Raw genomic sequence first — 26,057 nt, forward strand, 5'->3', positions numbered from 1 at the left:
CTCACACACGTCCCATCGCGAAGCCACGCGCGATGTAGTTGCGAACAAACCAGATGACAATGGCACCGGGGATGATGGTCAGGGTGCCCGCGGCGGCCAGCAGACCCAATTCGTACCCGGCACTGGATGCTGTACGGGTCATCACGGCAGCGATGGGTTTGGCCTCGACCGCGGTCAGGGTCTTGGCCAGCAGCATTTCCACCCAAGAGAACATGAAGCAGAAGAATGCCGCGACACCGACACCTGCCTTGATGTTGGGCAGGAAGATTGTCACGAAGAAGCGCGGGAACGAATATCCATCCACATAGGCGGTTTCATCCAGCTCCTTTGGGATACCACGCATGAAACCTTCCAGAATCCACACCGCCAGCGGCACGTTGAACAGCGTATGGGCCAAAGCCACGGCCAGATAGGTGTCGAAAAGGTGGATCGACGAATAGAGCTGGAAGAACGGCAGGGCGAACACCGCCGCTGGGGCCATGCGGTTGGTCAACAGCCAGAAGAACAGTTGCTTGTCACCGAGGAACCGATAGCGCGAGAAGGCGTAAGCCGCAGGCAGGGCAACGCAGACGGAAAGTACTGTGTTCAGAGTCACATAGGTGATCGAGTTGATGTAACCCCAATACCAGGTTGGGTCTGTGAAGATTGTAATATAGTTTTCCAGCGTAAAAGTCTGGGGAAACAGGGAAAAGCCCGACAGAATCTCGTTCGTTGTCTTGAAGGACATCGCCACCAGCCAATAGATCGGCAGCATCAGGAACGCGATATAGAGGATCGGGATGATGGACCGCTTTTTCATTCTGCGTCGTCCTTTGTCATCAGAGTGTAGAAGAGCCACGACACCAGCAGCGTGATGGCGAAGTAGATCAGGCTCATCGCTGCCGCCGGGCCAAGGTCGAACTGCCCCAGTGCGATCTTCACAAGGTCAATCGACAGCAGGGTGGTCGAGTTGCCGGGACCGCCGCCGGTCAGAACAAAAGGCTCGGTATAGATATTGAAGCTGTCCATAAACCGCAGCAAAACCGCGATGGTCAGAACCGTCTTCATCTTGGGCAACTGGATGTAACGAAACACCGACCATGGGCTGGCGCCGTCGATCTTGGCGGCCTGATAATAGGCGTCGGGGATCGAGACGAGGCCGGCATAGCACAGCAGCACGACCAGCGAGGTCCAGTGCCAGACGTCCATGACGATAACGGTTATCCAAGCCGACAGCGGCTGTTGCGTCATGTCATAGTTGATGCCCAGCACGTCATTCAGGAAATATCCCAGCAATCCGATCTTGGGCAGGGTGAAGATGTTCCACATCGAGCCAACCACATTCCAAGGGATCAGCATCGGCAAGGCCATCAGCACCAGACAGACCGGCACCCAGAACCCTTTGCGTGGCATCGACAGGGCGACGATGATGCCCAAGGGCACCTCGATCAGCAAGATCAGGAAGGTAAACAGGAATTGCCGTCCAAGTGCTGCCTGAAAACGGTCGGATCGCAGGATCTGTTCGAACCAGCCCAAACCTTCCCAGAAGAACTGGTTGTTGCCGAAGGTTTCCTGCACCGAGTAGTTGACCACCGTCATCATGGGCACCAGCGCGTTGAACGCCACCAGCGCAAGAACGGGCAGGACAAAGAACCATGCCTTTTGGTTTTCCGTTCTCATTGCGCCCGCTCCTGAGTTGCAATCCAGCCGTCGCGGTAGACGCGGGATTGTTCGGGTTTGAATTGCAAAAAGACCTGTGATCCCGGTTCCGGTACACCGTGTTCGGTCACGACCTTGAGGGCGGTGTTGCCGACTACGGCGCTGACCACATAGTGGCGGCCGATATCGGCGACCTTGGTCACATGCGCCGGAATGCCAGTGTCGCCGAAACCTACATATTCCGGGCGGATACCCAGATCGGTGCGTCCGCCGTCACCATGTGTGGGACCTTCCAGCATGACCTCGTGCCCTTCAAAAACGGCGCGGTCGCCTTTGGCTTCACATGGAAGGACATTCATGCCCGGCGAGCCGATGAAATGGCCGACAAATGTGTGCTGGGGCCGTTCAAACAATTCGACAGGTGTTCCGATCTGAACCACTTCACCGTCTTGCATTACCACCACCTCGTCGGCGAAGGTCAGCGCCTCGGTCTGGTCGTGTGTCACGTAGATCATTGTGGCCTGCACGCGCTGATGCAGCTCTTTCAGCTTGGACCGCAGTTTCCATTTCAGGTGCGGGTCGATCACTGTCAGTGGTTCATCGAACATCACTGCATTCACGTCGTCGCGAACAAGGCCGCGACCCATCGAGATTTTCTGTTTGTTGTCCGGGCTCAGGCCTGATGCGCGGGTGTTCAGCATATCCGTGACGTCCAGCATCTCGGCGATTTCCAGAACACGGCGCTTGATGGTTTCGGCGTCGACACCCCGGTTCTTCAACGGGAAGGCCAGATTCTCGCCCACGGTCATCGTGTCGTAGATCACCGGAAACTGGAAAACCTGCGCGATGTTGCGTTGGTCCGGGGGCAGGGCGGTGACGTCCTGATCATCGAACAGAATCCGGCCTTCCGAGGGGGTAAGAAGACCGGATATGATGTTCAGCAGCGTGGACTTGCCACAACCTGACGGCCCCAACAGCGCATAGGCCCCGCCATCGCGCCATGTCACGTCGATTTCCTTCAGCGCATAGTCCTCGGGGCCTTTTGGCGATGGCATATAGCTGTGTCGAAGGTTTGAAAGCTTGATCTGTGCCATGTCAGGCCACCCTTTTGCCGTCTTGGCTGAAGTACCGGCAATGCGCCGGGTTCATGTAGAAACTGTGATCTTCGCCGACCTGATAAGGATGCACACCAGCGGCGAGTGAAACCCAGGCTTCGTCACCATGCTGGAAATGCGCGCTGGAATCCGAACCTGACAGTTCGGTCACGATCACACGTCCAGTCAGTTCGACATCGGCGTCAGACGTACGAAATGGCGTCACGCGATGAGGGCGAACGGCGATCATATATTCCCCGTCGGCCATGCCCGAGGCTGCCCAGCCGACATTGCCTGCCAATTGCGCCCGGGCGCTGGAAACAGTGATACGGGCCACATTGATAGGCGGGTCCGAGAATACACGCGCCGCGGCGATGTTTTCCGGATTGCGATAGATGTCGGTGGTTGGGCCGAACTGGGTCACGCGGCCGTCTTCCATCAGCGCGGTGTAGCCTCCCAGCAGCAATGCCTCTTCAGGCTCCGAGGTGGCGTAGACAACGACGGCCCCGCGACCAGCGAACAGATCGGGCAGTTGTTCGCGCAACTCTTCGCGCAGTTTATAATCAAGGTTCGCCAGCGGCTCATCCAGGAAGACGGCGCGGCTTTCTTTTGCGATGGCACGCGCCAGCGCGGTTCGTTGTTGTTGCCCGCCCGACAGCTCGTGTGGGCGGCGGTGCAGCATGGGGCGCAGTTGCAGCAGATCGGCGGCCTCTTCCACGCGGCCATCGATCTCCGATTTAGCCATGCCAGCCACGCGCAGGGGCGAGGCGATATTGTCGAATACAGTCATATGCGGGTAGTTCACGAAGAACTGGTGCACCAGACTGATCTGCCGCTTTTGCGTGTTCAACCGTGTCACGTCCTGCCCGTCCATCAGGACCTTGCCTGAGGCGATCGGGTCCAACCCGGCCATCATTTTGATCAGTGACGTTTTTCCGGAACCTGTCGCGCCCAATAGCACGTTGAAATGGCCGGTTTGCAGCGTCAGGTTGGTTGGCTTGATATGGATGACGTTGCCGACCCGTTTGGTCGCGTCTTGAAGTTCAATCATCTGGGAAACTCGCGGGGCATTCAGGGGTAGGCCGGGCTTAAGCCCGGCCTACGATGTTGCTTTTACTGGGACTGCCAGCGCTTAACCAGTTCGTCATAGTTGACGGTCTGGCCCTGCGGCTTTTCGTTCTCCAGCTTGGCCTTGGGCGAGCCCGCTTTTTCCAGCCAGAAAGATGGGTCCTGCGGCTCGTTCAGGCGTGGACCGCAGCCGCCGTAGACACCGGCGCTTTCATCCGCAGCCTGCATACGGGCCATGGTGATGTCCATCTCTTCGGCCAGACGGTCCATCGCCTCTTGCGGGGTGAAGGCGCCCGAGTTCACGTCACCGATCTGCTGCCACCAGATCTGGGCCAGCTTTGGATAGTCCGGTACGTTGATGCCGGTTGGCGACCATGCCACGCGGTCAGGCGAGCGATAGAATTCGACCAGGCCACCCAGCTTGGATGCGCGTTCGGTGAACGACTCGTGGTTGACCGAGCTGTCGCGGATGAAGGTCAGACCCACATGGGACTTCTTCACATCAACAGTCTTGGACGTCACGAACTGGGCATAAAGCCAGGCTGCCTGCGCACGATCCGAGGGGGTCGATTTCAGGAACGTCCAGGAACCCACGTCCTGATAGCCAACCTTCTGACCTTCTTCCCAGTAGGGGCCGTGCGGGCTGGGCGCCATCCGCCACAGCGGAGTGCCTTCGTCATCCACGGTGTTGTTGCCTTCGGACTTCGGCTTCACCATGTCGGCGGTAAAGGCGGTGTACCAGAAAATCTGCTGGGCCACGTTGCCCTGGCTCAGTGCCGGCAGCGACTGATAGAAGTCATAAGACGCCGCACCCGGAGGCGCGTAGGCCCGCAGCCATTCGTCCCATTTGCGGATCGCATAGACCGCAGCCGGACCGTTTGCAGCACCACCGCGCGACACCGAGGCGCCGACCGGGTTACAGGTGCCCGCTTCCATGCGGATGCCCCATTCGTCAACCGGAATACCGTTCGGCTCGCCCTTGTCACCAGCACCGGCCATCGAAAGCCAGGCGTCGGTCATGCGCCAGCCAAGGTCGGGCGCGCGCTTGCCGTAATCCATGTGGCCGTAGATCGCCACGCCGTCGACTTCTTTCACGTCATTGGTGAAGAACTCGGCGATGTCTTCATAGGCCGACCAGTTGACCGGAACGCCCAGATCATAGCCGTATTTTTCTTTGAACGCGGCCTTGTTGGCTTCGTCATCGAACCAGTCCTTGCGGAACCAGTAGAGGTTCGCAAACTGCTGGTCGGGCAACTGATACAGCTTGCCGTCCGGCCCGGTGGTGAACTGAATGCCCATGAAGTCATCCAGATCGATTGTCGGCGAGGTTGTCGCCGCCCAGTCACCGCCCATCATGTCGGTCAGCGGATATGCCAGTTGCAGACGCGAGTGGGTACCAATCAGGTCACTGTCGTTGACATAGCCGTCATACAGGTTCCGACCTGTCTGCATCTGGGTCTGAACAGCCTGGACCACTTCGCCTTCGCCAAGGATCTGGTGATTGACCTTGATGCCGGTGATTTCTTCAAACGCCTTGGTCAGAACCTCCGACTCGTAGGAATGCGTCGGAATACCTTCGGACAGGACGTTGATTTCCATGCCAGCGTAGGGCTGTGCAGCTTGGATAAACCATTGCATCTCGGCCATCTGTTCGTCTTTCGACAAGGTCGATGGCTGGAATTCGTCGTCGATCCAACGTTGTGCTGCGGCTTCGTCGGCCCAAGCGGACCCGTGCCCCGCAATGACGGCAGCCGCCGCCACTGCGGAAAGTAGATGTCTCCGCATCTGTCTCCTCCCAAAAATTATGGTTCTCCGGCGGGAACCGGATGCAGAACAGCATCAGCGATTTTTTGCGTATGTGTCAAACTAAATTTTTAGTAATTGACGTTCAGGCACTCCGGAGCCGCATGAATTGAGTTTGTATCCAACGCTGTAAATGATTGTAACTATATAATTATGTTATCGAAATTTCAAAATTTCTCCGCGAGGGAAATAGGGAACTCCACTGAGACCCATTGCAAGCAAGAGATGACAGAGGGTGCGTTGAATTGCATTCGCGTTGCGAGAGGCATGGACACTGATCCGGCACTCGTGAGAAGTCAGGCAAACCAGCTTCCCGGATCACTACTGCTGAAACTCAGTGCTCACATGGCACCAATCCGTTCCGACAAAAGGCCAGTTGTGGCAATGCGGATGTAGCACTGCCTTGCCGTTCACGGTATTCCGTGTCCATATAAAGAAAAATTCCGGAGCCGGTTCGTGAAGAAGAATACCCTCAACACCCATCGTGAGCTGGAATTGCTTGATGCCCTCAGACGTTTGGGTGGAACGGCCCGGAATTCGGATTTGGCGAATATGCTCGGCGTATCCGAAGAGACGGTGCGCCGAACGATCAAAGCCTTGTCAAAGGCGGGTACGGTCGAACGCGTTCATGGCGGAGCTTACCTTGCCGGAGTGCAGGGTGCCCCCAACTTCTTTCACCGGATATCACAAGACGCGGATGAAAAGCGTTTGATTGCCGGGCATACCGCGAAACTGGTTCGCGATCAGATGACCGTTTTCCTGGATGTGGGATCGACAACCGCTTTCGTCGCTGAAGAGCTGCGCCAGGTCAGCAACCTCACGGTTGTCAGCAACTCCGTCGGTGTCGTTCAGACCTTGGCCGGGGTCAACGGAAACCGGGTGCACCTTTTGGGGGGTGAGTTGCAGATCGATGAAAGGGGGACGTTTGGTCACGTCACCCACAAGCAGCTGCAACGCTATGCCTTTGACATCGTGATCCTGAGCACGGACGCGATTTCCGACAGCAAAGGGTTTCTCTACCACAGCGCGGTCGAAGCGGATCTTGCATCGGTGGTGGTCAGGTGTGCGGACCAGGTTGTCATGGCTGCAGCACATTCCAAGTTTGGTGAAAGGGCACCTTATGTGGGGCCGGATCCTCGGCTGGTGCATTCGCTGGTCACGGATGCTGTGCCAAAGGGTGGGGTGGCCAGATTCCTTGACCGTTGGGGCATCGAAATTCAGATCGCTGATGACAGCTAGGTTGCTGATTCCAGACGCGGCCCGGATGATCTTGCTGCTTTGGGATGGAAGAAGCTAAGGAAGAGTGGCAGCCCGTAGGGGAATCGAACCCCTCTTTCCAGGTTGAAAACCTGGCGTCCTAACCGATAGACGAACGGGCCACTTGGTATAAGGTCACAAGCGCAAATGGCAGCCCGTAGGGGAATCGAACCCCTCTTTCCAGGTTGAAAACCTGGCGTCCTAACCGATAGACGAACGGGCCACGCTGGCTTGTGGAGGGCCTTTTACGGTTTCGCCGTGACCCCCGCAAGCGTAAAAACGCAGGGACGGGAAAGTTTTTTAGCACACCAAAGCCGCGTGTTAACGGGCCTCTGCCGCGTCCTCCAGCCTGAGCTGCACAGATTGGCGCCCGCCCCAGGTGTTGACCTCAAGCCGACCCGCAAAATGAAAGCGCGCACCGCCGTGATTTGACAGTTTTTCGCCCATCGGCCCGTCAAAAGCACCAAAGGCAATCGCATCCAGCCCGCCGCCCATTCCATCGGTCAGCGACAGTTTCAGATGCGATTCACCGACCCGCTTGGCAAAGCGAACCTGCAGGTCAGGCAACGCATAGCGCGGGGCCGGGGCACCGGCGCCAAACGGTCCGGCCTGTTCGATCTGCTCGATCAGTTCCACGGTTGCCGCGCCGGGCATCAACGCGCCATCCAATTTCAGATCCGCAGGCCCACCCTGGCCCGCCCCTTGTCTGGCCAGCAACTCGCTCAGGCGTTCCATTGCGGGTTCCAACTGATTGCGCATGACGGTCAAACCTGCGGCCATCTTGTGACCGCCTCCTTTGACCAGCAACCCTTCGGCCGCCAGACGCTGGATCGAAGCCCCAAGATCGACGCCGGAAACCGAGCGGCCCGAACCTTTGCCCTCATCCCCGTCAAAGCCAATCACAATCGCCGGTCGATCGGCTGTCTCCTTCAGCCGAGAGGCCACGATACCAACGACACCGGGGTGCCAGCCTTCGCCTGCTGCCCAGACCAAAGGGGCGTCCAAGCCACGCGCCTCGGCTTGCTCCAGCGCGGCGGCACGTACCGTGTTTTCAATGTCACGGCGCTCAGTGTTCAAGGCATCCAGACGTTCGGACAACGCCTGCGCCTCTTGCTGGGAATCGGTGCTCAGCAAGCGCGCGCCCAGATCGGCCTGACCGATCCGTCCACCGGCATTCACGCGGGGCCCAAGCAGAAACCCGAGGTGATAACAGTTCGGCGCGGTATCCATGCGCGAGATATCGGACAGCGCGACAAGGCCGGGGCGCTGCCGCTGTGCCATCACTTTCAGCCCCTGTCGCACCAGGGCGCGGTTGGCCTCGATCAGTGGTGCCACATCGGCAACGGTCGCCAGGGCCACCAGATCCAGAAGGGCCACAAGGTCCGGTCCCCTTGCGCCCGCGTCACGCAGCTGCCGACCGGCCTCGACCAGCATCAGGAACACAACGCCCGCCGCGCAAAGATAACCAAGATCGCCGCTTTCATCCTGTCGGTTTGGGTTCACCACCGCGACGCAATCGGGCAGCGTCTCGCCCCCCAGATGGTGGTCCAGAACGATCACATCCGCCCCCGTAGCCGCCGCAATCGGATCATGGCTGAGCGTGCCGCAATCAACGCAGATGATCAGATCATGCGTAGCCGCAAGCTCCTGCATCGCGGGAACGTTGGGGCCATACCCTTCGTCGATCCGGTCCGGCACATAAAGCGTCGCCTGCACGCCCATCTGCCGCAGCCAGACCAGCAGCAACGCGGCAGAGCTGCCGCCATCGACATCGTAATCCGCAAACACCGCAATTTTCTGACGATTGCGGACGGCTTCCAGAAAGCGCGTGGCGGCAACTTCCATATCCTTGATGGCCCGCGGATCAGGCAGCAATTCCTTCAGCTTTGGGTCAAGAAAGCCGGGCGCCTCCGATACCGGCACGCCGCGCCGGGCCAGAACCTGGCAAACGGCACGGGGCAGGTCGGTTTGTTGCGCCATCATCTCGGCCGCCCGCTCAATCTCCGGGCTGGGTCCAACCCAAAGCCGTCCCGTCAGTGATTGCTCGACTCCAAGAAAACTCATTGCTCGCCTCTCATGCGCCAAGGCCGGACCCTTGCGGACCCGGCCTCTTCACCTTTTCAGAAATACTCTCGCCGAAGGCAACGGCGCAAGCCGTTATGTGTTGTCATGCGGCCATGTCGGCGTGCGGTAGGACATGCGGCGCACCGACCCGGTCTTGGACCGCATCAACAGCGTCGTGGTTTCCACCCAGCCGGGCTCGCGCTTGATCCGGGGCAACAAAGAGCCACCGGTCACGCCGGTGGCGGCAAAGATCACATCCGCCGTCACCATCTCATCGCGTGCATAAACACGGTCCAGATCGGTGATGCCTGCCTTGGCGGCCCGGCCACGTTCGTCATCGTTACGGAACAACAGGCGGCCAAAGATTTGCCCGCCCATACATTTCAGCGCAGCGGCGGCCAGCACACCCTCGGGCGCGCCACCTTGGCCCATATACATGTCGATGCCGGTTACTTCGCTTTCAGCGCAATGCATGACACCCGCCACGTCACCATCAGTGATCAGACGGATCGCGGCGCCGGTTTCGCGCACTTCGGCAATCATCGCCTCGTGGCGCGGGCGTTCCAGAATGCAGACGGTGATGTCGGCCGGCTTGCACTCCTTGGCCTTGGCCAGTGCTTCGACACGCTCGCGTGGCGACATGTCCAGATTCACGACACCTTCCGGCAGCCCTGGGCCAACCGCCAGTTTGTCCATATACACATCCGGCGCGTGCAGCATCGAGCCGCGCGGGCCCATGGCGATGACGGTCAGTGCGTTTGGCATATCCTTGGCGGTCAGCGTGGTGCCTTCCAGCGGATCCAATGCGATATCCACGCCGGGGCCATTTCCGGTGCCAACCTCTTCGCCGATATACAGCATCGGCGCCTCGTCACGCTCGCCTTCCCCGATGACTACAACACCTGCGATATCCAGTAGGTTCAGCTGTTCGCGCATTGCGTTCACAGCGGCCTGATCCGCGGCTTTCTCATCGCCCCGGCCTACCAGCGAAGCCGAGGCCAGTGCAGCCTGTTCCGCCACCCTGGCCAGCCCCAGAGACAGCAGGCGGTCATTGAAATCGGTCTTGGCAGCACTCATGTTTCTGTATCCTCTGGTCAGTATAGCCGTGTCTTCCGGCATAGCTTGCGTTTCATGCAGGCCGCAAGGTCAAACCGCCTCAATCCGCAATGCAACTGGGTCGCCTGCAACCACATCGGTTTCGCGGAAACCCTCCAACGCGACGTCCAGCGCCGTTCGGGTGGTCTTATGGGTGACGATCAGCACAGGCGCGGTGCTTTCGGCATGTGCATATTGGCGCATCCGGTCGATTGACACCCCGGCATTGCCCAGAATGGCCGCAACCTTGGCCAATGCACCAGGTTTATCCAGCAGGCCCAGCCGCAGATAATACGGCGCAGGTCGGCCGGTGACGGCGGGAACTGCGGTTTCAAGCGTGGTGGCTGGGCGGCCAAAGGTCGGGATATGCAATCCACGCGCCAGATCGCAGACATCGCCCATCACAGCGCTGGCTGTCGGGCCTTCGCCCGCGCCGGGGCCACGCAGAACAACCTGCTCAACCGCGTCGCCTTCGATCACGACCATATTGGTGCCGCCTTCCAGCTGGCCCAGTGGCGATTCACTGGGTACCAGGCAAGGCTGCATGCGTTGCTCCAGCCCGCGTGCGGTGCGCTGCGCCACGCCCAGCAGTTTAATGCGAAAGCCCATGTCTTCGGCCTGATCAATGTCGTCCAGGCTGATCTGCTGAATACCCTCAATCTCGATCCCGTCGAAATTCGGCTTGGTCCCAAACGCAATCGAGGATAGCAGAGCCAGCTTGTGCGCAGCGTCGATACCTCCGACATCCAGATTGGGGTCGGCCTCAAGGTATCCCAATTCGGCGCACTCATCGAAAAGGGCATTGTAGCCCTGACGCTGCGATTGCATCCGGGTCAGGATGTAGTTGCACGTTCCGTTCATGACACCCATCACGCGGGTGATCTCGTTGCCCGCCAGACCTTCGGTCAGGGACTTGATTACCGGGATACCACCAGCGACCGCGGCCTCAAACCGTATCACACGACCGGCGGCCTCGGCCTTTTCAGCCAGTTCCTGCCCGTGGATGGCCAGCAACGCCTTGTTGGCGGTGACCACATCCTTGCCACTGGCCAACGCTGCTTCGACCGAGGCTTTGGCAGGACCGTTCTCGCCACCCATCAATTCGACATAAACGTCTATGTCGTCGCGTTTTGCCAGTGCAACCGGATCGGTTTCCCAGGCATAATCCGACAGATTCACGCCACGGTCCTTGTTCGGGTCGCGCGCGGATACAGCCACGATTTCAATCGAACGGCCTGTGCGGGCCTGCAACAATTCTGCATGGCGGCGGACGATCTTGACGACACCCACGCCGACCGTTCCCAAGCCCGCAATTCCCAGCCGCAGTGCCTGTGTCATGTCGTGGGTCCTCTTCCGCTCGAATTCTTCTGGTGTCGGATGCTTGTCCAATCAGCGCTGCCTTAGCGGGTTCAGGCCAAGGGTGCAATCCGTCACCGGGGGATAGTGGGGGTGATTTATGACGCGTCAGTTGGTTTGCGCGTTTTGTAGCGCCTGCGCCTTTTGGGCCAAGGTATTGCTGCGTTGTGTCAGTTCGTCTTCGACGGCTGCCGCCTGATGGATCGGGTCCACCGGTGGCCCTAAGGTTTCCTGCAACGGAATAAGGCGCGGGTAGGGGGCGGATCTGACTGCAGCCGGTTCGCTGCCTTCCAACTCGGGAATGTCCGCACAGGCGGCGCAAAATAGAATAAGGGGCAAAACAGGCAGCAGTTTCATGTCGCAGGCTTTTCGGTCTTTGTTGCCCCATCGTGATGCACGTTTTGACGACATCGTTCAAGCGGGGTTCTATATGAACATCTGTTCATATACTGTAGACCCATGGCACGCACTCAAGGCTCACATTCCGACATAACCGGCCCACGTATCCGCAAGGCCGCGCTGCACCTGTTTGCGCGCTATGGGTATGCCGCTGTCTCGATGCGGCAGATCGCAAAAGAGGTCGGCGTGCAGGCAGGCGCGCTTTATAACTATACGCCTGACAAACAGAGCCTTTTGCACCGGTTGATGCGCGAACACATGCAGGACCTGCTTGAGGCGCTTGATGCAATGGGCCGTTGCGACGACGCTGAAGACGCCTTGCGCCAGTTTATCGGCTTTCACATCCGCTTCCATTTGCAACGCCCCGACGAAGTTTTCATCGCCTATATGGAGTTGCGCAATCTTTCGCCCGAAAACTTTGCTGAAATCGAAGACTTGCGGCGCCAATACGAAAACGTGCTGGAAAGCATCCTTGACTCAGGGCAGCAGGCCGGACAATTCGCAATTTCGGACACGAAGATTGCAACGCTGGCCGTGATAGCCATGCTGAACGGCGTGATGACCTGGTACCGTTCGGGTGGTCGCCTGTCACTGGACGAAGTCGAAGAGATCTATTGGAACATGGTGCACAAGGCTGTGACGGCCTGACAGGGTCAAACCGTCACGCTGTTAGTGCGCGGGGCGAATGAACGTGCCATTGCGCAGCTCGCGAAATGCCTGTTCCAGTTCGGCCCGCGTGTTCATCACGATGGGGCCATGCCACGCGACGGGTTCATTGATTGGAGCCCCAGAGATCAGCAGGAACCGCACACCTTGGGGGCCAGCCTGAACGGTGATTTCATCGCCCGTGCCAAAACGGACAAGCGTGCGATCCCCTGACATGTCGCGGATATTGACCTCTTGCCCGGCGATTTCCTTTTCCAACAGCACACCTGTCGGCTGCGAGGCATCGGCAAAGGCGGCCTGACCCTGAAACACATAGGCGAAAGCACGGCGGTACGTATCGATCCGGAAGGTTTTCTTCACACCTGCCGGGACAGAGATATCCAGATACTGCGGGTCAGCAGCTATCCCGTCAACGGGTCCGGTCTTACCCCAGAACTCACCTACGATCACCCGCACTGTGGTGCCATCGTCATCGGTGATTTCGGGGATGTCCTTGCTTTGAACGTCCTGATAGCGCGGGGCGGTCATCTTCTGGTCCGAAGGCAGGTTGCCCCACAGCTGGAAGCCGTGCATCTGGCCCGAGATGTTGCCGCTTGGCATTTCCTGATGCAGGATGCCGGAACCTGCGGTCATCCATTGCACATCGCCGGCGCCAAGCTTGCCGGTGTTACCCAGCGAATCCGAATGCTCGACTGTGCCGGTCAGAACGTAAGTGATCGTTTCAATTCCCCGGTGGGGGTGCCACGGAAACCCGGCCTGATAATCCTGCGGGCGGTCGTTTCTTAAATCATCGAACAGCAGAAAAGGATCCAGTTCGGACGGATCCTGAAACCCGAATGCACGGTGGAGTTTGACACCAGCCCCTTCCATTGTGGGAATGGCTTTGCGTGTTTCTAACGTCGGTCTAAGGGACATGTTCACCTCCGTTTCATCCGGGCAGCATGTAATCTCTGCGCCACGGCAGTCAATTTGCATGAAATAACCGGACCTGTGCGAAATTGTTTTGCGGCCAAGCCTCTGTTGTTTCCGGCGCAAAATGGCTAGATCGAAGCGGATCAGACAGGAGACATCCATGCAGGACGACGTGTTGGCAACGATTCAGGCCTCATCCCCCAGACGATGGACCGGGGTAGGGATGCTGACAACGGTTGGAATGCTGGTTACCTATGTCGCGCTGGCATCGCCACCCGAACCGGTTTGGCAGGTGTTTCTGTTTGTCGTTGGCGGTGCATCGCTTTGGCTGGCGCTTCGTGTCTGGCGCGCCACAGAAGACTGGATCGAACTGACGCGGACCGAGTTGCGAACGGGGTCGGGTCAGATCATCGCAGAAGTGGCCGACATTGAAACGGTAGATCGGGGTGTGTTCGCCTTCAAACCGTCAAACGGCTTTCTGGTCCGTACGCGAAACAAGGCGGCGAACAGTTGGGCTCCGGGATTGTGGTGGCGGGTTGGTCACCGGGTTGGCGTGGGCGGCATGACATCTGCCGCCGAGGCCAAGTTCATGTCCGAAATTCTATCCGCTATTTGTGCAGACGAACGGGGTCTGGGTTAAGTTACAAGCAACTTCGTTTGTAAAGCGGGGACGGGTAAAGATGAAGTTCTCAAAGGTGATACCTGTCGCAAAATCCCAGCCCGGTCGGAACGTGGGGATGTATTCATTGGACGTTTCAACCAGAATAACGGTGTCCTGATTGGGCATTGGCGGCAGGCGGTCTTCGATTTCATCGATCCTGTTGTCATCCCATTCCTGATCAAAGCCGCGTACGGTCGACCAGCGCACATAATGGCGTTTATCGTCCTCATCGTAAACGATAAGAGAAACCCGCATTTTCACTTCTGACCGGTTATTGATCATCTTGCCCGCCAAATCGTGCAACGAGTCAATATACACATCGGTCACGGCCTGCGTTTCACGCGAAATAAGGTCGCTGATCGTATAAGCTGCCTTCAGATTGGATGCGCTTTGACGAAACCCCTCGAATGCTGTGAACGTGAACGTGATCGTCCATAACATCAGCGGAAAAATCATGAGGGCTTCTACGGTCAGAATGCCACTTTCGTCTTTCTTGAAGACTTTGAAGCGATTCTTCAGGTTTCGGAATACAGACATGATCTTACAGTGGCTCCTGTACGAATGCCGTTGTTGCGGTCACCGCGTAGTGACCGGTAGCGTCCGGGACAAGCTTGGCAATGGCTGAGGTCTCAAGAACCGGATCTATGCGCAAACAGGCCCGCAAGATCATCAACTCGTTGGATTGGCCGCTTTTGAAATCCAGAACCGGTTTGGGATCTTCGGAACTGTCCGTGCAGGGAACGTTGTCTGAAAGTACGATACCAGCGAACGCGTCCTGCTTGACCATTTGCAGTCGCAAATTCCCTGTACAATCCTTGATTCCGGACACTTCGCAAATCCGATTTCTGATTACGTCGTGATCCCAGTTCGTACCGGTGCCCAGCCGAATATCCCTTACGATCAGGTCTACCCCACGCTCCAAAGCAGCATGCCGCATTGTGATGATGGACAGTTCGGCTCCTGCCACGAGAAGCGCCAGGAAGAAGGGTACGAGCATGATGAACTCGATTGTCGCATTGCCTGCCTCGGATTGTCGAAACAGGCGGAGCATCGACAGCTTTCTGCTGATCATTGGGTTAGCCTCAGCTTGCGGATCGACGATGCGATGGATTCAAAGGCTTTCTCAAGGTTCAGGCCACTTACGTCATAGACGTGGCTGTCAGAGCTGGCACAGTCTTTGAGGGTCCTGTACCCGCTTCTGGGCGCCTCGAACGCGATACCGTAAACGATGATGCCCTGATCCTTGGCCGCATCACAAATGTGCTTGGTGCGCTGGTTCTTGGCCGACGTTTCAACTTTCGCGTAGGCCTTGGAATACCATTCCGCCCAACCGCTGGACTGCCAGTAATAGTTGTACCGTGCGTTCCATGCCAAAGATACTCGGTTAAACAGTTCGGGATATGACAACCGAACGGCTGTTCCAGGTTCTTCGTTCAGCTGCGTCTCAGGTTCCGGGTTTCCGTAGGGATGATCCGCCCAAACGTCTTGCTGAGGCCAGAAAAAATTCGGACGACCCTGAGAATGGTACACGGTGTATTCATCAGCTTCCGGGTTGTACCAAACGTCTGACATACCTTCGCGCAGCGATGGGTTAAGCATGTATTGATCGGTGTTCTGACCATCGGTCATAACAATGGCGATCTTCAGAACGTCGGTGCCATAGTCCGAGGGACGGACCGAGAATTTTGATGGCACAATTGTTGTACCTGCATAGGATGGATCCTGTTCCAGCGACAGGTCGCGAACAATTCCGCGCATGCTCGGGTCCAGCAGGGCAGTTCCCCACTTCATCCCAATATCGATCGACGTGTTCCCACCGGGGGTGAGGGACGCAATCTGAGCAAGCAGTTTGTTCATATTGTCGGTGACAGGGGTGATTGCACTTCCTGCGCGGACCGGACAAACGGGCAGGTCGATTGACCCTTCAGAATAGGTGAAAGGATCGAAATGGGCGGTGCGCTCCAACGTGTCATCGCGTTCCAGATCAGAATCGCTGTACTGTTCCGGAATGAAGTTTACGCAGTGCGAATAGCTGTGTTCCTGCGTGACATTTGTGAACTTGTCCAGGATTGGCGCACCCGCGTTGACCTGCGTTGCATAAGGAACAATCGAGATTGAAATCTGTGTTTCATCAGGTTTGTCCAGCATGAGCCTTACAAATTCCGACGCAGCTTCTCTCAACACTGCGATTTTTGTCTTCGATGGTGTGGCAGACGAGCGCGACATAGAGCCGGAAATGTCGAGAACCAACGAGATTTCTACAGCGCCAATGGATTCTTCAGCCGCACTGCTGGCAACAAGGCCCAGTTCAGTGACTTTGCCGAACCTCAGATAGCGGGTCGGAACAACCGCTTCGGCTGTAGCACTTACTTTTTTAGAGCCGAACCCTTCAACAACCGTCGTAATGGCGTTCAGATTGCCCAGCCCGGCCTTGTCCATGTAAGAATCGACAACCGCCTTGGCAGGAAGATCCTGGTCAAGGTCAGCGGCAGCAAGCACAGCGCGGTCCAGGGTGGATTGCAGGCTGGCGCGGTCACGCTCATACTTCATGACATCCATGGCCATGCCGGTAATTGCCAGCATCAGGACCACCATGAACAATACGAAGATAGTGAAGACGCCATCTTCGTTCCGAGCGAACTGCTCTAACTTGAACGTTTTGCGCTTCGGTTTCGAGCCGTCGTTACAAAGCAAGGAATTTAGCATTCTGGTTACTCCGCCTCACACGTCGAATTCGTGCGTCAAAGAAAAAGAGATTTGGGACAAAGTTAATTTTCAAACGTGGCGTGAATTGGGCGAAAAAGGCTTGGTTTTGGCCTTTTTACGCGCCGAAGGGGTATAATTTGGACCGTTTCAGGTGATCTGTCGATGAAATGAAAACAATTCGTTAAGGAGTTGGCCGATCTGAGCGACTCACCCTAGGGCAACTAAGCGTGCGTTCATAAAATGATTAAAAAAAGTGCATTGTTTGATTGCAGCAGGCCGCCAGTGGTGCGACAAAACGTCGTGACGCATCGTCATGTACCGCTACGGAGGATTTTATGACCGGCATCAAAGAACCCAGCTTTCGTGAAAGTGTTGACCTGATGTTCAACAGGGCAGCCGCCCTTATGGAGCTGCCGCCGGGGTTGGAGCAAAAGATCCGTGTCTGCAACGCAACCTACACAGTTCGATTTGGCGTGCGGCTGCGTGGTGAAATCCATACCTTCACTGGTTACAGGTCTGTCCACTCGGAGCATATGGAACCGGTCAAGGGCGGTATTCGATATGCCACTGCGGTTAACCAGGACGAAGTCGAAGCTCTGGCTGCGCTGATGACGTATAAGTGCGCACTTGTCGAAACACCGTTTGGTGGCTCCAAGGGTGGGCTTTGCATTGATCCACGAGAATATGAAGAGCATGAGCTTGAACAGATCACGCGGCGCTTTGCGTATGAGCTTGCAAAGCGAGACCTGATAAACCCATCGCAAAACGTGCCTGCGCCCGATATGGGCACTGGGGAGCGTGAAATGGCTTGGATGGCTGACCAATACGCGCGGATGAACACAACGGACATCAATGCGCGCGCCTGTGTGACAGGAAAGCCGCTGAATGCCGGTGGTATCGCGGGGCGGGTCGAAGCGACTGGGCGCGGTGTTCAATACGCGTTGCGCGAGTTTTTCCGCCACCCTGAAGACATCCAGAAAGCAGGCTTGTCAGGTAAACTGGATGGTAAGCGCATTATCGTGCAGGGGCTTGGTAATGTAGGTTATCACGCTGCAAAGTTCCTCAGCGAGGAAGATGGCGCGCGCATCACCGGAATCATCGAATGGGACGGTGCGCTATTTAATCCCGACGGGATTGACGTCGAAGCCGTGCGTCAGTGGATTGTCAAACACGGTGGCGTAAAGGACTATCCCGATGCGACCCATTCCGCTGAAGGCGCGGCAGTGCTGGAGGCTGAATGCGACATTCTGATCCCGGCGGCTTTGGAAGGTGTCATCAACCTGTCGAACGCCGATCGGATCAAGGCACCGCTGATTATCGAAGCTGCCAATGGTCCGGTAACCGCTGGCGCGGATGAAGTCCTGCGTAAGAAGGGCACAGTGATCATCCCCGACATGTATGCCAACGCAGGCGGTGTGACAGTATCCTATTTCGAATGGGTCAAGAACCTTAGCCATATCCGCTTTGGCCGGATGCAGCGTCGTCAGGAAGAGTCGCGTCACGAACTGATCGTCAGCGAGCTGGAAAGGCTGGACCGGTACCTGGGGGATGCGTGGTCGATGTCGCCGGACTTCAAGGCCAAGTACCTCAAAGGCGCGGATGAGCTTGAGTTGGTGCGCTCGGGTCTCGATGACACAATGCGTATTGCTTATCAGTCGATGCGTGAGGTTTGGCACGGCCGTGATGATGTCGAGGACCTGCGTACGGCGGCTTATATCGTGGCGATTGACCGCGTTGCGAAAAGCTACCGCGCCAAGGGGCTGTGAATTAGGTGGGCGGGGTGATCATTTCATCCCGCCAGTACGCGCTGCGGCTTGAATGTCCATGACAGCCCGTTAGGTTGACGGGCAATCTACTTCAAAGAAACGAATCTCCGGAGAATTCCATGTTGCGTATCGCTTTTGTCGCGGCTCTGTTGGCCACCCCTTTGGCCGCTCAGGAAACCAAGGAACAAAGCTGCAAGTACCAAGCTGATGTGGTGGCTGCGGTTCAAAAGGCGCGACTGGACCGTGTAAAAGAACGTGACGTTGTACAAGCGGTGGCGGATAGCGGCCCGACATGGCCCGAAAACTACAATGCTGCAATCCCGCTGATCACACCTTGGGTTTATGAGCAAAAGATGCGGGACGTGCGCAAGAAAGACCTGGGCGCGGCGTGGCTTGAACTGTGCCTGCAACAATAATCCACAACTCGGACATTTCCCTGTGGACAACCGCGCGCCTTCCTCTTGGCGCGCGTTTTCATTTCTGGCAGGTTTAGCAGATGTCATTGCCCCCCGGATTTCTGGACGAATTGCGCACGCGGCTCAGCCTGTCTCAGGTTGTCGGGCGCAAAGTCATGTGGGACCAGCGCAAGTCCAATCAGGGCAAAGGGGACATGTGGGCGCCTTGCCCGTTCCATCATGAAAAGACGGCCTCGTTCCACGTGGATGACCAAAAGGGGTTTTATTACTGCTTTGGCTGTCACGCCAAAGGCGACGCGATCAGTTTTGTGAAAGAGACCGAGAATGTCTCATTCATCGAAGCAGTCGAGATTCTGGCCCGCGAAGCCGGGATGCCGATGCCTGCGCGCGATCCGAAGGCGCAGGAAAAACAGGACCACCGCACACAGCTGGCTGAAGTGATGGAGCAGGCAGCGCAGTTCTTCCGCCTGCAGCTCAAGACCGGGGCAGGAGCCGCCGCACGAGACTACCTCACGCGCCGCGGGTTGAACGCGCAAGCGCTGGACCGGTGGGAGATTGGATTTGCCCCGGACGATTGGCAGGCGCTGTGGGACCATCTGCGCGGCAAGAACGTGGCCGAGGACCTGATCCTTGGGGCCGGGCTGGCCAAGCCGTCAAACAAGGGCAAAAAGCCTTATGACACCTTCCGCAACCGCATCATGTACCCGATCCGCGACCCGCGCGGACGTTGCATCGCGTTTGGCGGGCGGGCGATGGACCCCAATGACAACGCGAAATACCTGAACTCGCCCGAGACCGAGCTGTTCGACAAAGGGCGCAGTCTTTACAATCAAGGCCCGGCTCGACAGGCGGCAGGTAAGGGGCAGCCGCTGATCGTGGCCGAAGGTTATATGGATGTGATCGCGCTGGCCGAAGCAGGCTTTGGCGCGTCGGTTGCCCCATTGGGTACCGCCATAACCGAACATCAGCTGCAACTGCTCTGGCGGATATCGGACGAGCCGATCATTGCGCTGGACGGCGACACAGCAGGTCTGCGCGCTGCGATGCGGGTGGTTGATCTGGCTTTGCCGATGCTCGAAGCTGGAAAGTCGCTGCGGTTTGCCCTGATGCCCGAGGGCAAAGACCCCGACGACCTGCTGCGCGCCGAAGGGGCAGGCGCTGTGAAGGCCGTGCTGGATGGTGCCATTCCGATGGTCAAGCTGCTGTGGCAGCGCGAGACCGACGGCAAGGTGTTCGACAGTCCTGAACGCAAGGCGGCTTTGGACAAGTCCCTGCGCGAGAAAATCAAGCTGATCCGCGACCCATCGATACGGGCGCATTATGGGCAAGAAATCAAGGACCTGCGCTGGCAGTTGTTCCGTCCGCAACGGCAGCCGCAATCCCGGCAATGGCAACCGCGCGGCAAATGGGTGCCGCCAAAACAACCCGCCACGCCCGGCGCGCGGTCCTCGTTTCTGGCCTCGTCCGAGAATGCCGAGATTCAACTGCGCGAAGCGGCCATTCTGGCTATTGCCGCGCTTAACCCCCAAGTCGTCGTGCAGTTCGAACACCAACTGGAAGAGATGGAATGCCGCGATGTTGATCACGCCGCATTGCGAACTGCAATTCTGCGCCACGCGATCGATGACCCGGACAATCTGAAGGACCACATTGCCGAAACTTTAGGGCCTGAGGCCCTTGAAAACCTGCTGGCCCTTCGCCATGTCGCCGTAATCCCCTGTGTGTTCAAACCGGGCGACGTTGAAAAGGCCGAGATGACTCTGGCCGAAGAACTCGCGAAAATCAAAGCGCTCCGGGGGTTGGATGCTGAGATTGCCGAAGCCGCAGAGGAGTTGTCCGATCTGGCCGATGAGGCGCTGACATATCGGCTGGCGCAAGCGGCAGAAGAACGCAACCGGACAAACCGAAGCCAGAATGAAGACAGGGCCATATTCGACATCGCCGACAACGGGGCGCGAATCAACCGCGACGAGAAAGACGCGTTCGAGGCAATCATGTCCGGCATCAAATTCGAGCGGAAACGCCGGTAAAATGGTGTTTTCGTAAGGCACTGGAAAAGAAAAACGGGTAAACGGGTGGCCGAATCACTTCTACGCGCTAATGATTCGGTTCAATCGAATCACCCATCCCTGCAGGAGCATTGAATGGCCGCCAAAGACACGACCGAAGATCGCAAATCCGACGAGCAGGACCAGGAAATCTCGCTGGACATGAGCCAGGCCAACGTCAAGAAGATGATCGCCGAGGCCCGCGAGAAAGGTTACATCACCTACGATCAGCTCAATCAGGTTTTGCCGCCCGATCAGGTCAGCTCGGAACAGATCGAAGACGTTATGTCTATGCTGTCCGAGATGGGCATCAACATCATCGAAGATGAAGAGGCCGAAGAGGAAGAGAACAAGGGCTCGACCGAACTGACGACCACCGAAAGCAACCGCGAGGTTGCGTTGGCGGGGGCCGCCACCGAAAAGCTGGACCGCACCGACGATCCCGTTCGCATGTATCTGCGCGAGATGGGTTCGGTCGAACTGCTGAGCCGTGAGGGCGAGATTGCCATCGCCAAGCGGATCGAAGCAGGGCGCAATACCATGATTGCCGGCCTGTGCGAAAGCCCGCTGACCTTTCAGGCGATCACCATCTGGCATGACGAATTGCTGTCCGAGGATATTCTGCTGCGGGATGTCATCGATCTGGAAACCACATTCGGCAACCAGCTGGACGAAGATGGCGACGCGCCAGTCGTTGACGCGTCTGCTGTGCAGGCTGCGAAACCCGCGAAAGAGGCCGGGCCGGAACTGGATGCCGATGGCAACCCGATCACCAGCGACGACGACGATGACGAAGACGATCAGGCCAACATGTCGCTGGCCGCGATGGAAGCGGCATTGAAGGATCAGGTTCTGACCACGCTGGAGCGGATCTCAACCGATTTTGCGATGCTGTCCGAAATGCAGGACAGCCGCATTTCGGCCACCTTGAACGAGGATGGCACGTTCAGCGAAAAAGACGAAGAGACCTATCAGAAGTTGCGGGCCGAGATTGTACAACTGGTGAATGGTCTTCACCTGCACAACAACCGGATCGAAGCGCTGATCGACCAGCTTTACGGTATCAACCGTCGCGTCATGTCGCTGGACAGTTCGATGGTGAAGCTGGCCGATCAGGCACGGATAAACCGTCGCGAGTTCATCGACGAATACCGCGGGCGTGAACTGGACCCCAACTGGCTGGCCGAAATGGCGGAAAAGCCGGGCCGGGGCTGGCAGATGTTCATCGAACGCTCGACCGCGAAGGTCGAAGAGCTGCGCAACGACATGGCTCAGGTCGGCCAATATGTGGGTCTGGACATCAGCGAATTCCGCCGCATCGTTCAGCAGGTCCAGAAGGGCGAAAAAGAGGCGCGGCAGGCCAAGAAGGAAATGGTCGAAGCCAACCTGCGCCTGGTGATCTCGATCGCCAAGAAGTACACGAACCGCGGCCTGCAATTCCTTGATCTTATTCAGGAAGGTAATATCGGCCTGATGAAGGCGGTAGACAAGTTCGAATACCGCCGCGGCTATAAATTCTCGACTTATGCGACGTGGTGGATTCGTCAGGCTATCACGCGTTCAATCGCGGATCAGGCGCGCACAATCCGTATTCCGGTTCATATGATCGAAACGATCAACAAGCTGGTCCGGACCGGTCGCCAGATGTTGCACGAGATCGGCCGCGAACCGACACCTGAGGAACTGGCCGAAAAGCTGCAAATGCCGCTTGAGAAGGTTCGCAAGGTGATGAAAATCGCCAAAGAGCCGATTTCGTTGGAAACTCCGATTGGTGACGAAGAAGACAGCCAGCTGGGTGATTTCATTGAGGACAAGAATGCTGTGCTGCCTCTGGACAGCGCCATTCAGGAAAACCTCAAGGAAACCACCACACGGGTCTTGGCCTCGCTCACCCCGCGCGAAGAACGTGTGCTGCGGATGCGTTTCGGCATCGGTATGAACACCGACCACACGCTTGAAGAGGTGGGTCAGCAGTTCAGCGTGACCCGCGAACGTATCCGCCAGATCGAAGCGAAGGCGCTGCGGAAGCTGAAGCACCCCAGCCGATCCCGAAAACTTCGGTCCTTCCTGGATCAGTAAGTATCAAGGCGCCTCTCCCGAGGCGCCTTTTTTTATTCCGGACACTCTTCACGATGGCCTGTTCTCCCATCACATTGGCGGGAACGCACAAGGGCTGGACCTTCTGTCCTTCTATATCCGTTCTGTCCACTCATGGGACGGGCCGGGGCGAGGTTTTTCAAGCTGATGACCCCCGGTCTCACGTCCGTATCGGGTGTTCCAATCGCGTCTTGAACGCGCTGGGCGGCTGGCCTGTCCAACGTTTGAAAGCGGTCGAAAATGCGGCCTGATCGGCATAGCCCAGCGAATAGGCGATTTCGGACAAGGGCATTTCATTCTTGATAAAGGTCTGCGCCAGGTCGCACCGCAGATCGTCGACAACATCGCGATAGCTGGTGCCTTCGTCCCTGAGGCGCCTGCTGAAGGTTCTAAGGCTCATCCCCAGATCAGCCGCGAGGCTTTCGGCCTGCGGGATTGCGCCGGGCAGGGATCGGGTAACCAGCCCTTCGACCTTGGCACGGGTCAGATGTTTGGGCGCGCCTCTCTCAGAAAGCAGGCGATCTGCATATTCCAGCAAATGCTCTCTGAGTTGGGGGTCATAAGTCGGCACAGGCAGGTCCAGCGCTGAAAGAGGCAGGATAATCTCGAGGTTCTCGGCCCCAAAGGTCACGGGAAAACCGGCAAGCTTTTCAAATCTTCGGGCGTGGTCACCGACCCTGTGCTGAAACCGAATTTCTATCGGATAAAGATTGACTTGCGTCAGGTTCCGCATTCTGGCCAGGGCAGCAAATATCAGGAATTCGGTGCGTCTGTGATACCGCGCAAATCCGGGATTCTTCCACTCGGCTTCCAAGGTCGCAAAATTACCCGCGACGCGCAGGTTTAGCGCGATGGCAGGGTCGATGATGCCGTGAAAGCGCGTGAGGTTCTCCATCACCTGTTTCAGGTCGCGGGAATACTTGCTGACATAGGCGGTCACGGTCGAGGCTGACGTAACCTCAAGACCCGTGCGGGCAGCAAATGTGATGTCGTGGGTGGCGTCACATGCATAACGGATAAACAAAGCCTCGCTTTGTACGCTGTAGGTAGTGACCGGCGGCGCGATATCCTGAGGGCGCAGCCCCGCCATTTTCAGGACATCGCGGGACATGTCGCCATTACCAGAATGGCGGTCCAGTGCCTGAACAAACAAATGAAGACGGCCGATATCGACATCCATCGCGAAACAGTACCTCAAATTTTCAAATACATAGGCAGACTATCAGAGAATTTTCTTTCATGATCGACGGTGCTGACAAGTGGGTTCTTCGCTAAAACAAGCCATCTCTGGCGGTATCTCGAAAATTTTTGACCAATATGGACAAGCGTCGCCACGTGTAACGAACCACTTCAGCAGTGTTGCCGGGTCCAGACCTTTATGGGGATGAGGTCAGAGCCTCGGGGAAATCACCAGCCTCTGGTCAAGGCTCCCCGGCACGCCCCCACACCTTTCATACATGTCGCATTGCTTCGCTCAGGTGGTTTTGTCAGGCTGGCTTTAAGTCAATAGTTCCGGTGTAAAACCTTGCAGGATATTTTTGAGAATACAGCGGTTAATGACCAAAACCTAATTGTGTTTGACAGCGAATGCGTGCTGTGTTCGGGGTTTTTCCAGTTTATGCTGAAACGTGACCAGCGCCATGTTTTCCAATTTGCAACGGCGCAGTCCCCGCTTGGGCAAAAGCTATATCGTGATCTCGGCCTTCCCACACAGGATTTTCCAACAAATCTGGTGGTCGTGAATGGCGCTGTTTTTCAGCATCTGGATGCATTTGCAGCGGCGATGCGACAGTTGCGCGGCCCATGGTCGCTGTTATCAATGTGTCGGTTTCTGCCTTGGCTCATCAAGGATCCGACCTATCGCCTGATCGCACGAAACAGATATGCATTCTTTGGGCGTTCCGAAACATGTCTGGTTCCCAGTCCCGATATCAGGGCTCGTTTTGCCGAAAACGGGTACTAGCGATGGGCGATCCCTTTCTTAAGGCGGTAGGATCGACCGAAAGGTTGCCAAAGGCGGTTCGAGATCTGCACATGAGCGAGGGCTGCTTTGCAGGACGCTGCGATATCGAACGCGGCAAAGGGATATGGGTTGCCCTTGTAACACGTCTGGCCGGGTTTCCGCAAAACGGCAAAGACGTCCCCGTTTCCCTGCAGATTGATGCAAATGGCGAAATCTGGTCATGGGACCGGAATTTCGCGGGCCACAAAACCCGATCAACTCTGAAATATGATACGAAAAGAGAGTGTGTTCGGGAATCTTTCGGCGCGGTCTCGATTTGGTTGCAGCCCATTTGGCAGGAAAACGGGATGCATATCAAAATTCTCCGCCTGACCGTGTTTGGCATCCCGATGCCATCTTTTTCCTTGCCGCGTTCAAGAACGCACGAATGGCAGGACAAAGCGGGGCGCTTTCGGTTTGATGTGTCTGCGGACGCGCCGGGACTGGGGTTGTTGATCAGGTACCAGGGATGGCTCACGCCGGTTCACGCAACGCATGAGACGGATTAAACAGAACGTGAGCGACCCTGTGCCGACGAAGCTTATGGCCTAACCTTTTTGAGACACACAATCAGGGAAGAAATGACAATGAAACATACACGGACATTTGCCGCGATTGCCGCCCTGGCGTTCAGCATTCCAATGACGGCTGACGCGGCACCGCACGGGTACCGGACCGAGCCGATAAACGCCACCGATTTCGAAGTTATTCCGCGCGGCGACCAGCGTACCGAAGGATACTGGTGCGCGGCAGCGGATTATGCACGGCGTACATTGGGCGCGGGCTGGCGCGATCGGATCTACGTGTTGCGCGGGTATGGGCCAAGCGTCACCACCGGTCGTAAAACGGCGGTTCAGTTCTCGACCAAGCCGCCCCAGAATGTGGGTGCACAGCCAAGCAGCTTTGTTACAATCGGTTTTCAACCTGGCACCAGCATGTCTGTACAAGGCGCGAATGCCAGGTGTAACTATCGACCGTTCTATAACGACTGACAAAACGGCGAGACACC

The 26,057-nt window shown here is 57.2% G+C and carries 24 protein-coding genes and 2 tRNA genes; 10 read left to right on the forward strand and 16 right to left on the reverse strand.

Annotated elements, in window-relative coordinates; translation table 11 throughout:
* Window position 1: 1 nt before the first annotated feature.
* The 5 genes from ACR0EK_RS09365 to ACR0EK_RS09385 all read right to left on the reverse strand — a co-directional run bounded on the left by ACR0EK_RS09365 (window position 2) and on the right by ACR0EK_RS09385 (window position 5,585).
* Window positions 2-799, reverse strand: coding sequence for a carbohydrate ABC transporter permease (locus ACR0EK_RS09365; protein ID WP_155139158.1), 798 nt, complete (start codon window positions 797-799; stop codon window positions 2-4).
* Window positions 796-1,659: a carbohydrate ABC transporter permease gene (locus ACR0EK_RS09370; RefSeq protein ID WP_209595792.1), complete on the reverse strand. Its 864-nt coding sequence runs from the start codon at window positions 1,657-1,659 to the stop codon at window positions 796-798. Before ACR0EK_RS09370 ends, ACR0EK_RS09365 begins: the two co-directional genes overlap by 4 nt.
* Window positions 1,656-2,732 carry an ABC transporter ATP-binding protein gene (locus ACR0EK_RS09375; RefSeq protein ID WP_480899557.1) on the reverse strand — a complete coding sequence of 359 codons (1,077 nt, stop codon included), beginning with the start codon at window positions 2,730-2,732 and terminating at the stop codon, window positions 1,656-1,658. The genes ACR0EK_RS09370 and ACR0EK_RS09375 overlap by 4 nt, the downstream gene beginning before the upstream one ends.
* Before the next feature lies 1 nt (window position 2,733).
* Window positions 2,734-3,783 (reverse strand): ABC transporter ATP-binding protein, encoded by a 1,050-nt coding sequence (locus ACR0EK_RS09380; RefSeq protein ID WP_480899559.1) that lies wholly within the window; start codon window positions 3,781-3,783, stop codon window positions 2,734-2,736.
* 62 nt (window positions 3,784-3,845) lie between these two features.
* Complete coding sequence (locus ACR0EK_RS09385) at window positions 3,846-5,585, reverse strand: ABC transporter substrate-binding protein (RefSeq protein ID WP_480481601.1); 1,740 nt, start codon at window positions 5,583-5,585, stop codon at window positions 3,846-3,848.
* A 474-nt stretch (window positions 5,586-6,059) separates the two neighbouring features.
* Here ACR0EK_RS09385 and ACR0EK_RS09390 point away from each other — a divergent pair, with 474 nt between their 5' ends.
* Window positions 6,060-6,842 carry a DeoR/GlpR family DNA-binding transcription regulator gene (locus tag ACR0EK_RS09390; RefSeq protein WP_480773548.1) on the forward strand — a complete coding sequence of 261 codons (783 nt, stop codon included), beginning with the start codon at window positions 6,060-6,062 and terminating at the stop codon, window positions 6,840-6,842.
* A gap of 65 nt (window positions 6,843-6,907) precedes the next feature.
* Here ACR0EK_RS09390 and ACR0EK_RS09395 read toward each other — a convergent pair.
* From ACR0EK_RS09395 to ACR0EK_RS09420, 6 genes are all read right to left on the reverse strand, one after another.
* Window positions 6,908-6,982: transfer RNA gene (locus ACR0EK_RS09395), tRNA-Glu, on the reverse strand.
* Between the two features lie 26 nt (window positions 6,983-7,008).
* Window positions 7,009-7,083 (reverse strand) — tRNA-Glu (locus ACR0EK_RS09400).
* Between the two features lie 98 nt (window positions 7,084-7,181).
* On the reverse strand, window positions 7,182-8,924 hold the full coding sequence (recJ, locus tag ACR0EK_RS09405; protein ID WP_480899561.1) for a single-stranded-DNA-specific exonuclease RecJ: 1,743 nt from the start codon (window positions 8,922-8,924) through the stop codon (window positions 7,182-7,184).
* Window positions 8,925-9,017: 93 nt separating this feature from the next.
* Complete coding sequence (gene glpX / locus ACR0EK_RS09410) at window positions 9,018-10,001, reverse strand: class II fructose-bisphosphatase (protein WP_480773550.1); 984 nt, start codon at window positions 9,999-10,001, stop codon at window positions 9,018-9,020.
* Window positions 10,002-10,070: 69 nt separating this feature from the next.
* A complete protein-coding gene (locus ACR0EK_RS09415; RefSeq protein WP_480773551.1) occupies window positions 10,071-11,357 on the reverse strand; it encodes a homoserine dehydrogenase in 1,287 nt (428 codons plus the stop codon).
* A 126-nt stretch (window positions 11,358-11,483) separates the two neighbouring features.
* Complete coding sequence (locus tag ACR0EK_RS09420; RefSeq protein WP_480493496.1) at window positions 11,484-11,732, reverse strand: hypothetical protein; 249 nt, start codon at window positions 11,730-11,732, stop codon at window positions 11,484-11,486.
* A 102-nt stretch (window positions 11,733-11,834) separates the two neighbouring features.
* Here ACR0EK_RS09420 and ACR0EK_RS09425 point away from each other — a divergent pair, with 102 nt between their 5' ends.
* Entirely contained in the window at window positions 11,835-12,422 is a 588-nt protein-coding gene (locus tag ACR0EK_RS09425) for a TetR/AcrR family transcriptional regulator (RefSeq protein WP_267366137.1), read from the forward strand.
* Window positions 12,423-12,443: 21 nt separating this feature from the next.
* On the opposite strand, the gene ACR0EK_RS09430 is transcribed toward ACR0EK_RS09425, so the two are convergent.
* The gene (locus tag ACR0EK_RS09430; RefSeq protein ID WP_480899566.1) at window positions 12,444-13,355 is read right to left on the reverse strand and encodes a pirin family protein; all 912 of its coding nucleotides are present in this window, start codon (window positions 13,353-13,355) and stop codon (window positions 12,444-12,446) included.
* Window positions 13,356-13,512: 157 nt separating this feature from the next.
* On the opposite strand from ACR0EK_RS09430, the gene ACR0EK_RS09435 reads away from it, so the two are divergent.
* Complete coding sequence (locus tag ACR0EK_RS09435; protein ID WP_480899568.1) at window positions 13,513-13,992, forward strand: hypothetical protein; 480 nt, start codon at window positions 13,513-13,515, stop codon at window positions 13,990-13,992.
* On the opposite strand, the gene ACR0EK_RS09440 is transcribed toward ACR0EK_RS09435, so the two are convergent.
* The 3 genes from ACR0EK_RS09440 to ACR0EK_RS09450 are packed head-to-tail and all read right to left on the reverse strand — an operon-like array spanning window position 13,954 to window position 16,719.
* A complete protein-coding gene (locus ACR0EK_RS09440; RefSeq protein ID WP_480773554.1) occupies window positions 13,954-14,550 on the reverse strand; it encodes a TadE/TadG family type IV pilus assembly protein in 597 nt (198 codons plus the stop codon). The two genes, ACR0EK_RS09435 and ACR0EK_RS09440, sit on opposite strands and share 39 nt — an antisense overlap.
* Window positions 14,551-14,554: 4 nt before the next feature.
* A complete protein-coding gene (locus ACR0EK_RS09445) occupies window positions 14,555-15,085 on the reverse strand; it encodes a TadE/TadG family type IV pilus assembly protein (protein ID WP_480773555.1) in 531 nt (176 codons plus the stop codon).
* The gene (locus tag ACR0EK_RS09450; RefSeq protein WP_480481587.1) at window positions 15,082-16,719 is read right to left on the reverse strand and encodes a pilus assembly protein TadG-related protein; all 1,638 of its coding nucleotides are present in this window, start codon (window positions 16,717-16,719) and stop codon (window positions 15,082-15,084) included. Before ACR0EK_RS09450 ends, ACR0EK_RS09445 begins: the two co-directional genes overlap by 4 nt.
* Before the next feature lie 335 nt (window positions 16,720-17,054).
* On the opposite strand from ACR0EK_RS09450, the gene ACR0EK_RS09455 reads away from it, so the two are divergent.
* From ACR0EK_RS09455 to rpoD, 4 genes are all read left to right on the forward strand, one after another.
* On the forward strand, window positions 17,055-18,485 hold the full coding sequence (locus ACR0EK_RS09455; RefSeq protein ID WP_480913897.1) for a Glu/Leu/Phe/Val family dehydrogenase: 1,431 nt from the start codon (window positions 17,055-17,057) through the stop codon (window positions 18,483-18,485).
* Between the two features lie 119 nt (window positions 18,486-18,604).
* Window positions 18,605-18,901, forward strand: coding sequence for a hypothetical protein (locus ACR0EK_RS09460; RefSeq protein ID WP_267366003.1), 297 nt, complete (start codon window positions 18,605-18,607; stop codon window positions 18,899-18,901).
* An 80-nt stretch (window positions 18,902-18,981) separates the two neighbouring features.
* Window positions 18,982-20,931, forward strand: coding sequence for a DNA primase (gene dnaG / locus ACR0EK_RS09465; protein ID WP_480481583.1), 1,950 nt, complete (start codon window positions 18,982-18,984; stop codon window positions 20,929-20,931).
* A 114-nt stretch (window positions 20,932-21,045) separates the two neighbouring features.
* Window positions 21,046-23,028, forward strand: a complete 1,983-nt coding sequence (gene rpoD / locus ACR0EK_RS09470) for an RNA polymerase sigma factor RpoD (protein WP_209504318.1) — start codon at window positions 21,046-21,048, stop codon at window positions 23,026-23,028.
* A 178-nt stretch (window positions 23,029-23,206) separates the two neighbouring features.
* Here the strand turns inward: rpoD and ACR0EK_RS09475 are convergent, their stop codons facing one another.
* On the reverse strand, window positions 23,207-24,226 hold the full coding sequence (locus ACR0EK_RS09475) for a helix-turn-helix domain-containing protein (RefSeq protein WP_480899572.1): 1,020 nt from the start codon (window positions 24,224-24,226) through the stop codon (window positions 23,207-23,209).
* Between the two features lie 393 nt (window positions 24,227-24,619).
* On the opposite strand from ACR0EK_RS09475, the gene ACR0EK_RS09480 reads away from it, so the two are divergent.
* The 3 genes from ACR0EK_RS09480 to ACR0EK_RS09490 all read left to right on the forward strand — a co-directional run bounded on the left by ACR0EK_RS09480 (window position 24,620) and on the right by ACR0EK_RS09490 (window position 26,040).
* Window positions 24,620-25,009 (forward strand): thiol-disulfide oxidoreductase DCC family protein, encoded by a 390-nt coding sequence (locus ACR0EK_RS09480; protein WP_480899575.1) that lies wholly within the window; start codon window positions 24,620-24,622, stop codon window positions 25,007-25,009.
* A gap of 2 nt (window positions 25,010-25,011) precedes the next feature.
* On the forward strand, window positions 25,012-25,557 hold the full coding sequence (locus ACR0EK_RS09485) for a DUF4166 domain-containing protein (protein WP_480899577.1): 546 nt from the start codon (window positions 25,012-25,014) through the stop codon (window positions 25,555-25,557).
* 78 nt (window positions 25,558-25,635) lie between these two features.
* Complete coding sequence (locus ACR0EK_RS09490; RefSeq protein ID WP_480486072.1) at window positions 25,636-26,040, forward strand: hypothetical protein; 405 nt, start codon at window positions 25,636-25,638, stop codon at window positions 26,038-26,040.
* Window positions 26,041-26,057: the final 17 nt, after the last annotated feature.

It is taken from the genome of Ruegeria sp. AE4 (assembly GCF_056542185.1).

Excerpts from the sequence above, each read along its gene's own strand:
- ACR0EK_RS09365 (WP_155139158.1), bottom strand. The coding sequence starts at position 799 with ATGAAAAAGCGGTCCATCATCCCGATCCTCTATATCGCGTTCCTGATG.
- ACR0EK_RS09370 (WP_209595792.1), bottom strand. The coding sequence starts at position 1,659 with ATGAGAACGGAAAACCAAAAGGCATGGTTCTTTGTCCTGCCCGTTCTT.
- ACR0EK_RS09375 (WP_480899557.1), bottom strand. The coding sequence starts at position 2,732 with ATGGCACAGATCAAGCTTTCAAACCTTCGACACAGCTATATGCCATCG.
- ACR0EK_RS09380 (WP_480899559.1), bottom strand. The coding sequence starts at position 3,783 with ATGATTGAACTTCAAGACGCGACCAAACGGGTCGGCAACGTCATCCAT.
- ACR0EK_RS09385 (WP_480481601.1), bottom strand. The coding sequence starts at position 5,585 with ATGCGGAGACATCTACTTTCCGCAGTGGCGGCGGCTGCCGTCATTGCG.
- recJ (WP_480899561.1), bottom strand. The coding sequence starts at position 8,924 with ATGAGTTTTCTTGGAGTCGAGCAATCACTGACGGGACGGCTTTGGGTT.
- glpX (WP_480773550.1), bottom strand. The coding sequence starts at position 10,001 with ATGAGTGCTGCCAAGACCGATTTCAATGACCGCCTGCTGTCTCTGGGG.
- ACR0EK_RS09415 (WP_480773551.1), bottom strand. The coding sequence starts at position 11,357 with ATGACACAGGCACTGCGGCTGGGAATTGCGGGCTTGGGAACGGTCGGC.
- ACR0EK_RS09420 (WP_480493496.1), bottom strand. The coding sequence starts at position 11,732 with ATGAAACTGCTGCCTGTTTTGCCCCTTATTCTATTTTGCGCCGCCTGT.
- ACR0EK_RS09425 (WP_267366137.1), top strand. The coding sequence starts at position 11,835 with ATGGCACGCACTCAAGGCTCACATTCCGACATAACCGGCCCACGTATC.
- ACR0EK_RS09430 (WP_480899566.1), bottom strand. The coding sequence starts at position 13,355 with ATGTCCCTTAGACCGACGTTAGAAACACGCAAAGCCATTCCCACAATG.
- ACR0EK_RS09435 (WP_480899568.1), top strand. The coding sequence starts at position 13,513 with ATGCAGGACGACGTGTTGGCAACGATTCAGGCCTCATCCCCCAGACGA.
- ACR0EK_RS09440 (WP_480773554.1), bottom strand. The coding sequence starts at position 14,550 with ATGTCTGTATTCCGAAACCTGAAGAATCGCTTCAAAGTCTTCAAGAAA.
- ACR0EK_RS09445 (WP_480773555.1), bottom strand. The coding sequence starts at position 15,085 with ATGATCAGCAGAAAGCTGTCGATGCTCCGCCTGTTTCGACAATCCGAG.
- ACR0EK_RS09450 (WP_480481587.1), bottom strand. The coding sequence starts at position 16,719 with ATGCTAAATTCCTTGCTTTGTAACGACGGCTCGAAACCGAAGCGCAAA.
- ACR0EK_RS09455 (WP_480913897.1), top strand. The coding sequence starts at position 17,055 with ATGACCGGCATCAAAGAACCCAGCTTTCGTGAAAGTGTTGACCTGATG.
- ACR0EK_RS09460 (WP_267366003.1), top strand. The coding sequence starts at position 18,605 with ATGTTGCGTATCGCTTTTGTCGCGGCTCTGTTGGCCACCCCTTTGGCC.
- dnaG (WP_480481583.1), top strand. The coding sequence starts at position 18,982 with ATGTCATTGCCCCCCGGATTTCTGGACGAATTGCGCACGCGGCTCAGC.
- rpoD (WP_209504318.1), top strand. The coding sequence starts at position 21,046 with ATGGCCGCCAAAGACACGACCGAAGATCGCAAATCCGACGAGCAGGAC.
- ACR0EK_RS09475 (WP_480899572.1), bottom strand. The coding sequence starts at position 24,226 with ATGGATGTCGATATCGGCCGTCTTCATTTGTTTGTTCAGGCACTGGAC.
- ACR0EK_RS09485 (WP_480899577.1), top strand. The coding sequence starts at position 25,012 with ATGGGCGATCCCTTTCTTAAGGCGGTAGGATCGACCGAAAGGTTGCCA.
- ACR0EK_RS09490 (WP_480486072.1), top strand. The coding sequence starts at position 25,636 with ATGAAACATACACGGACATTTGCCGCGATTGCCGCCCTGGCGTTCAGC.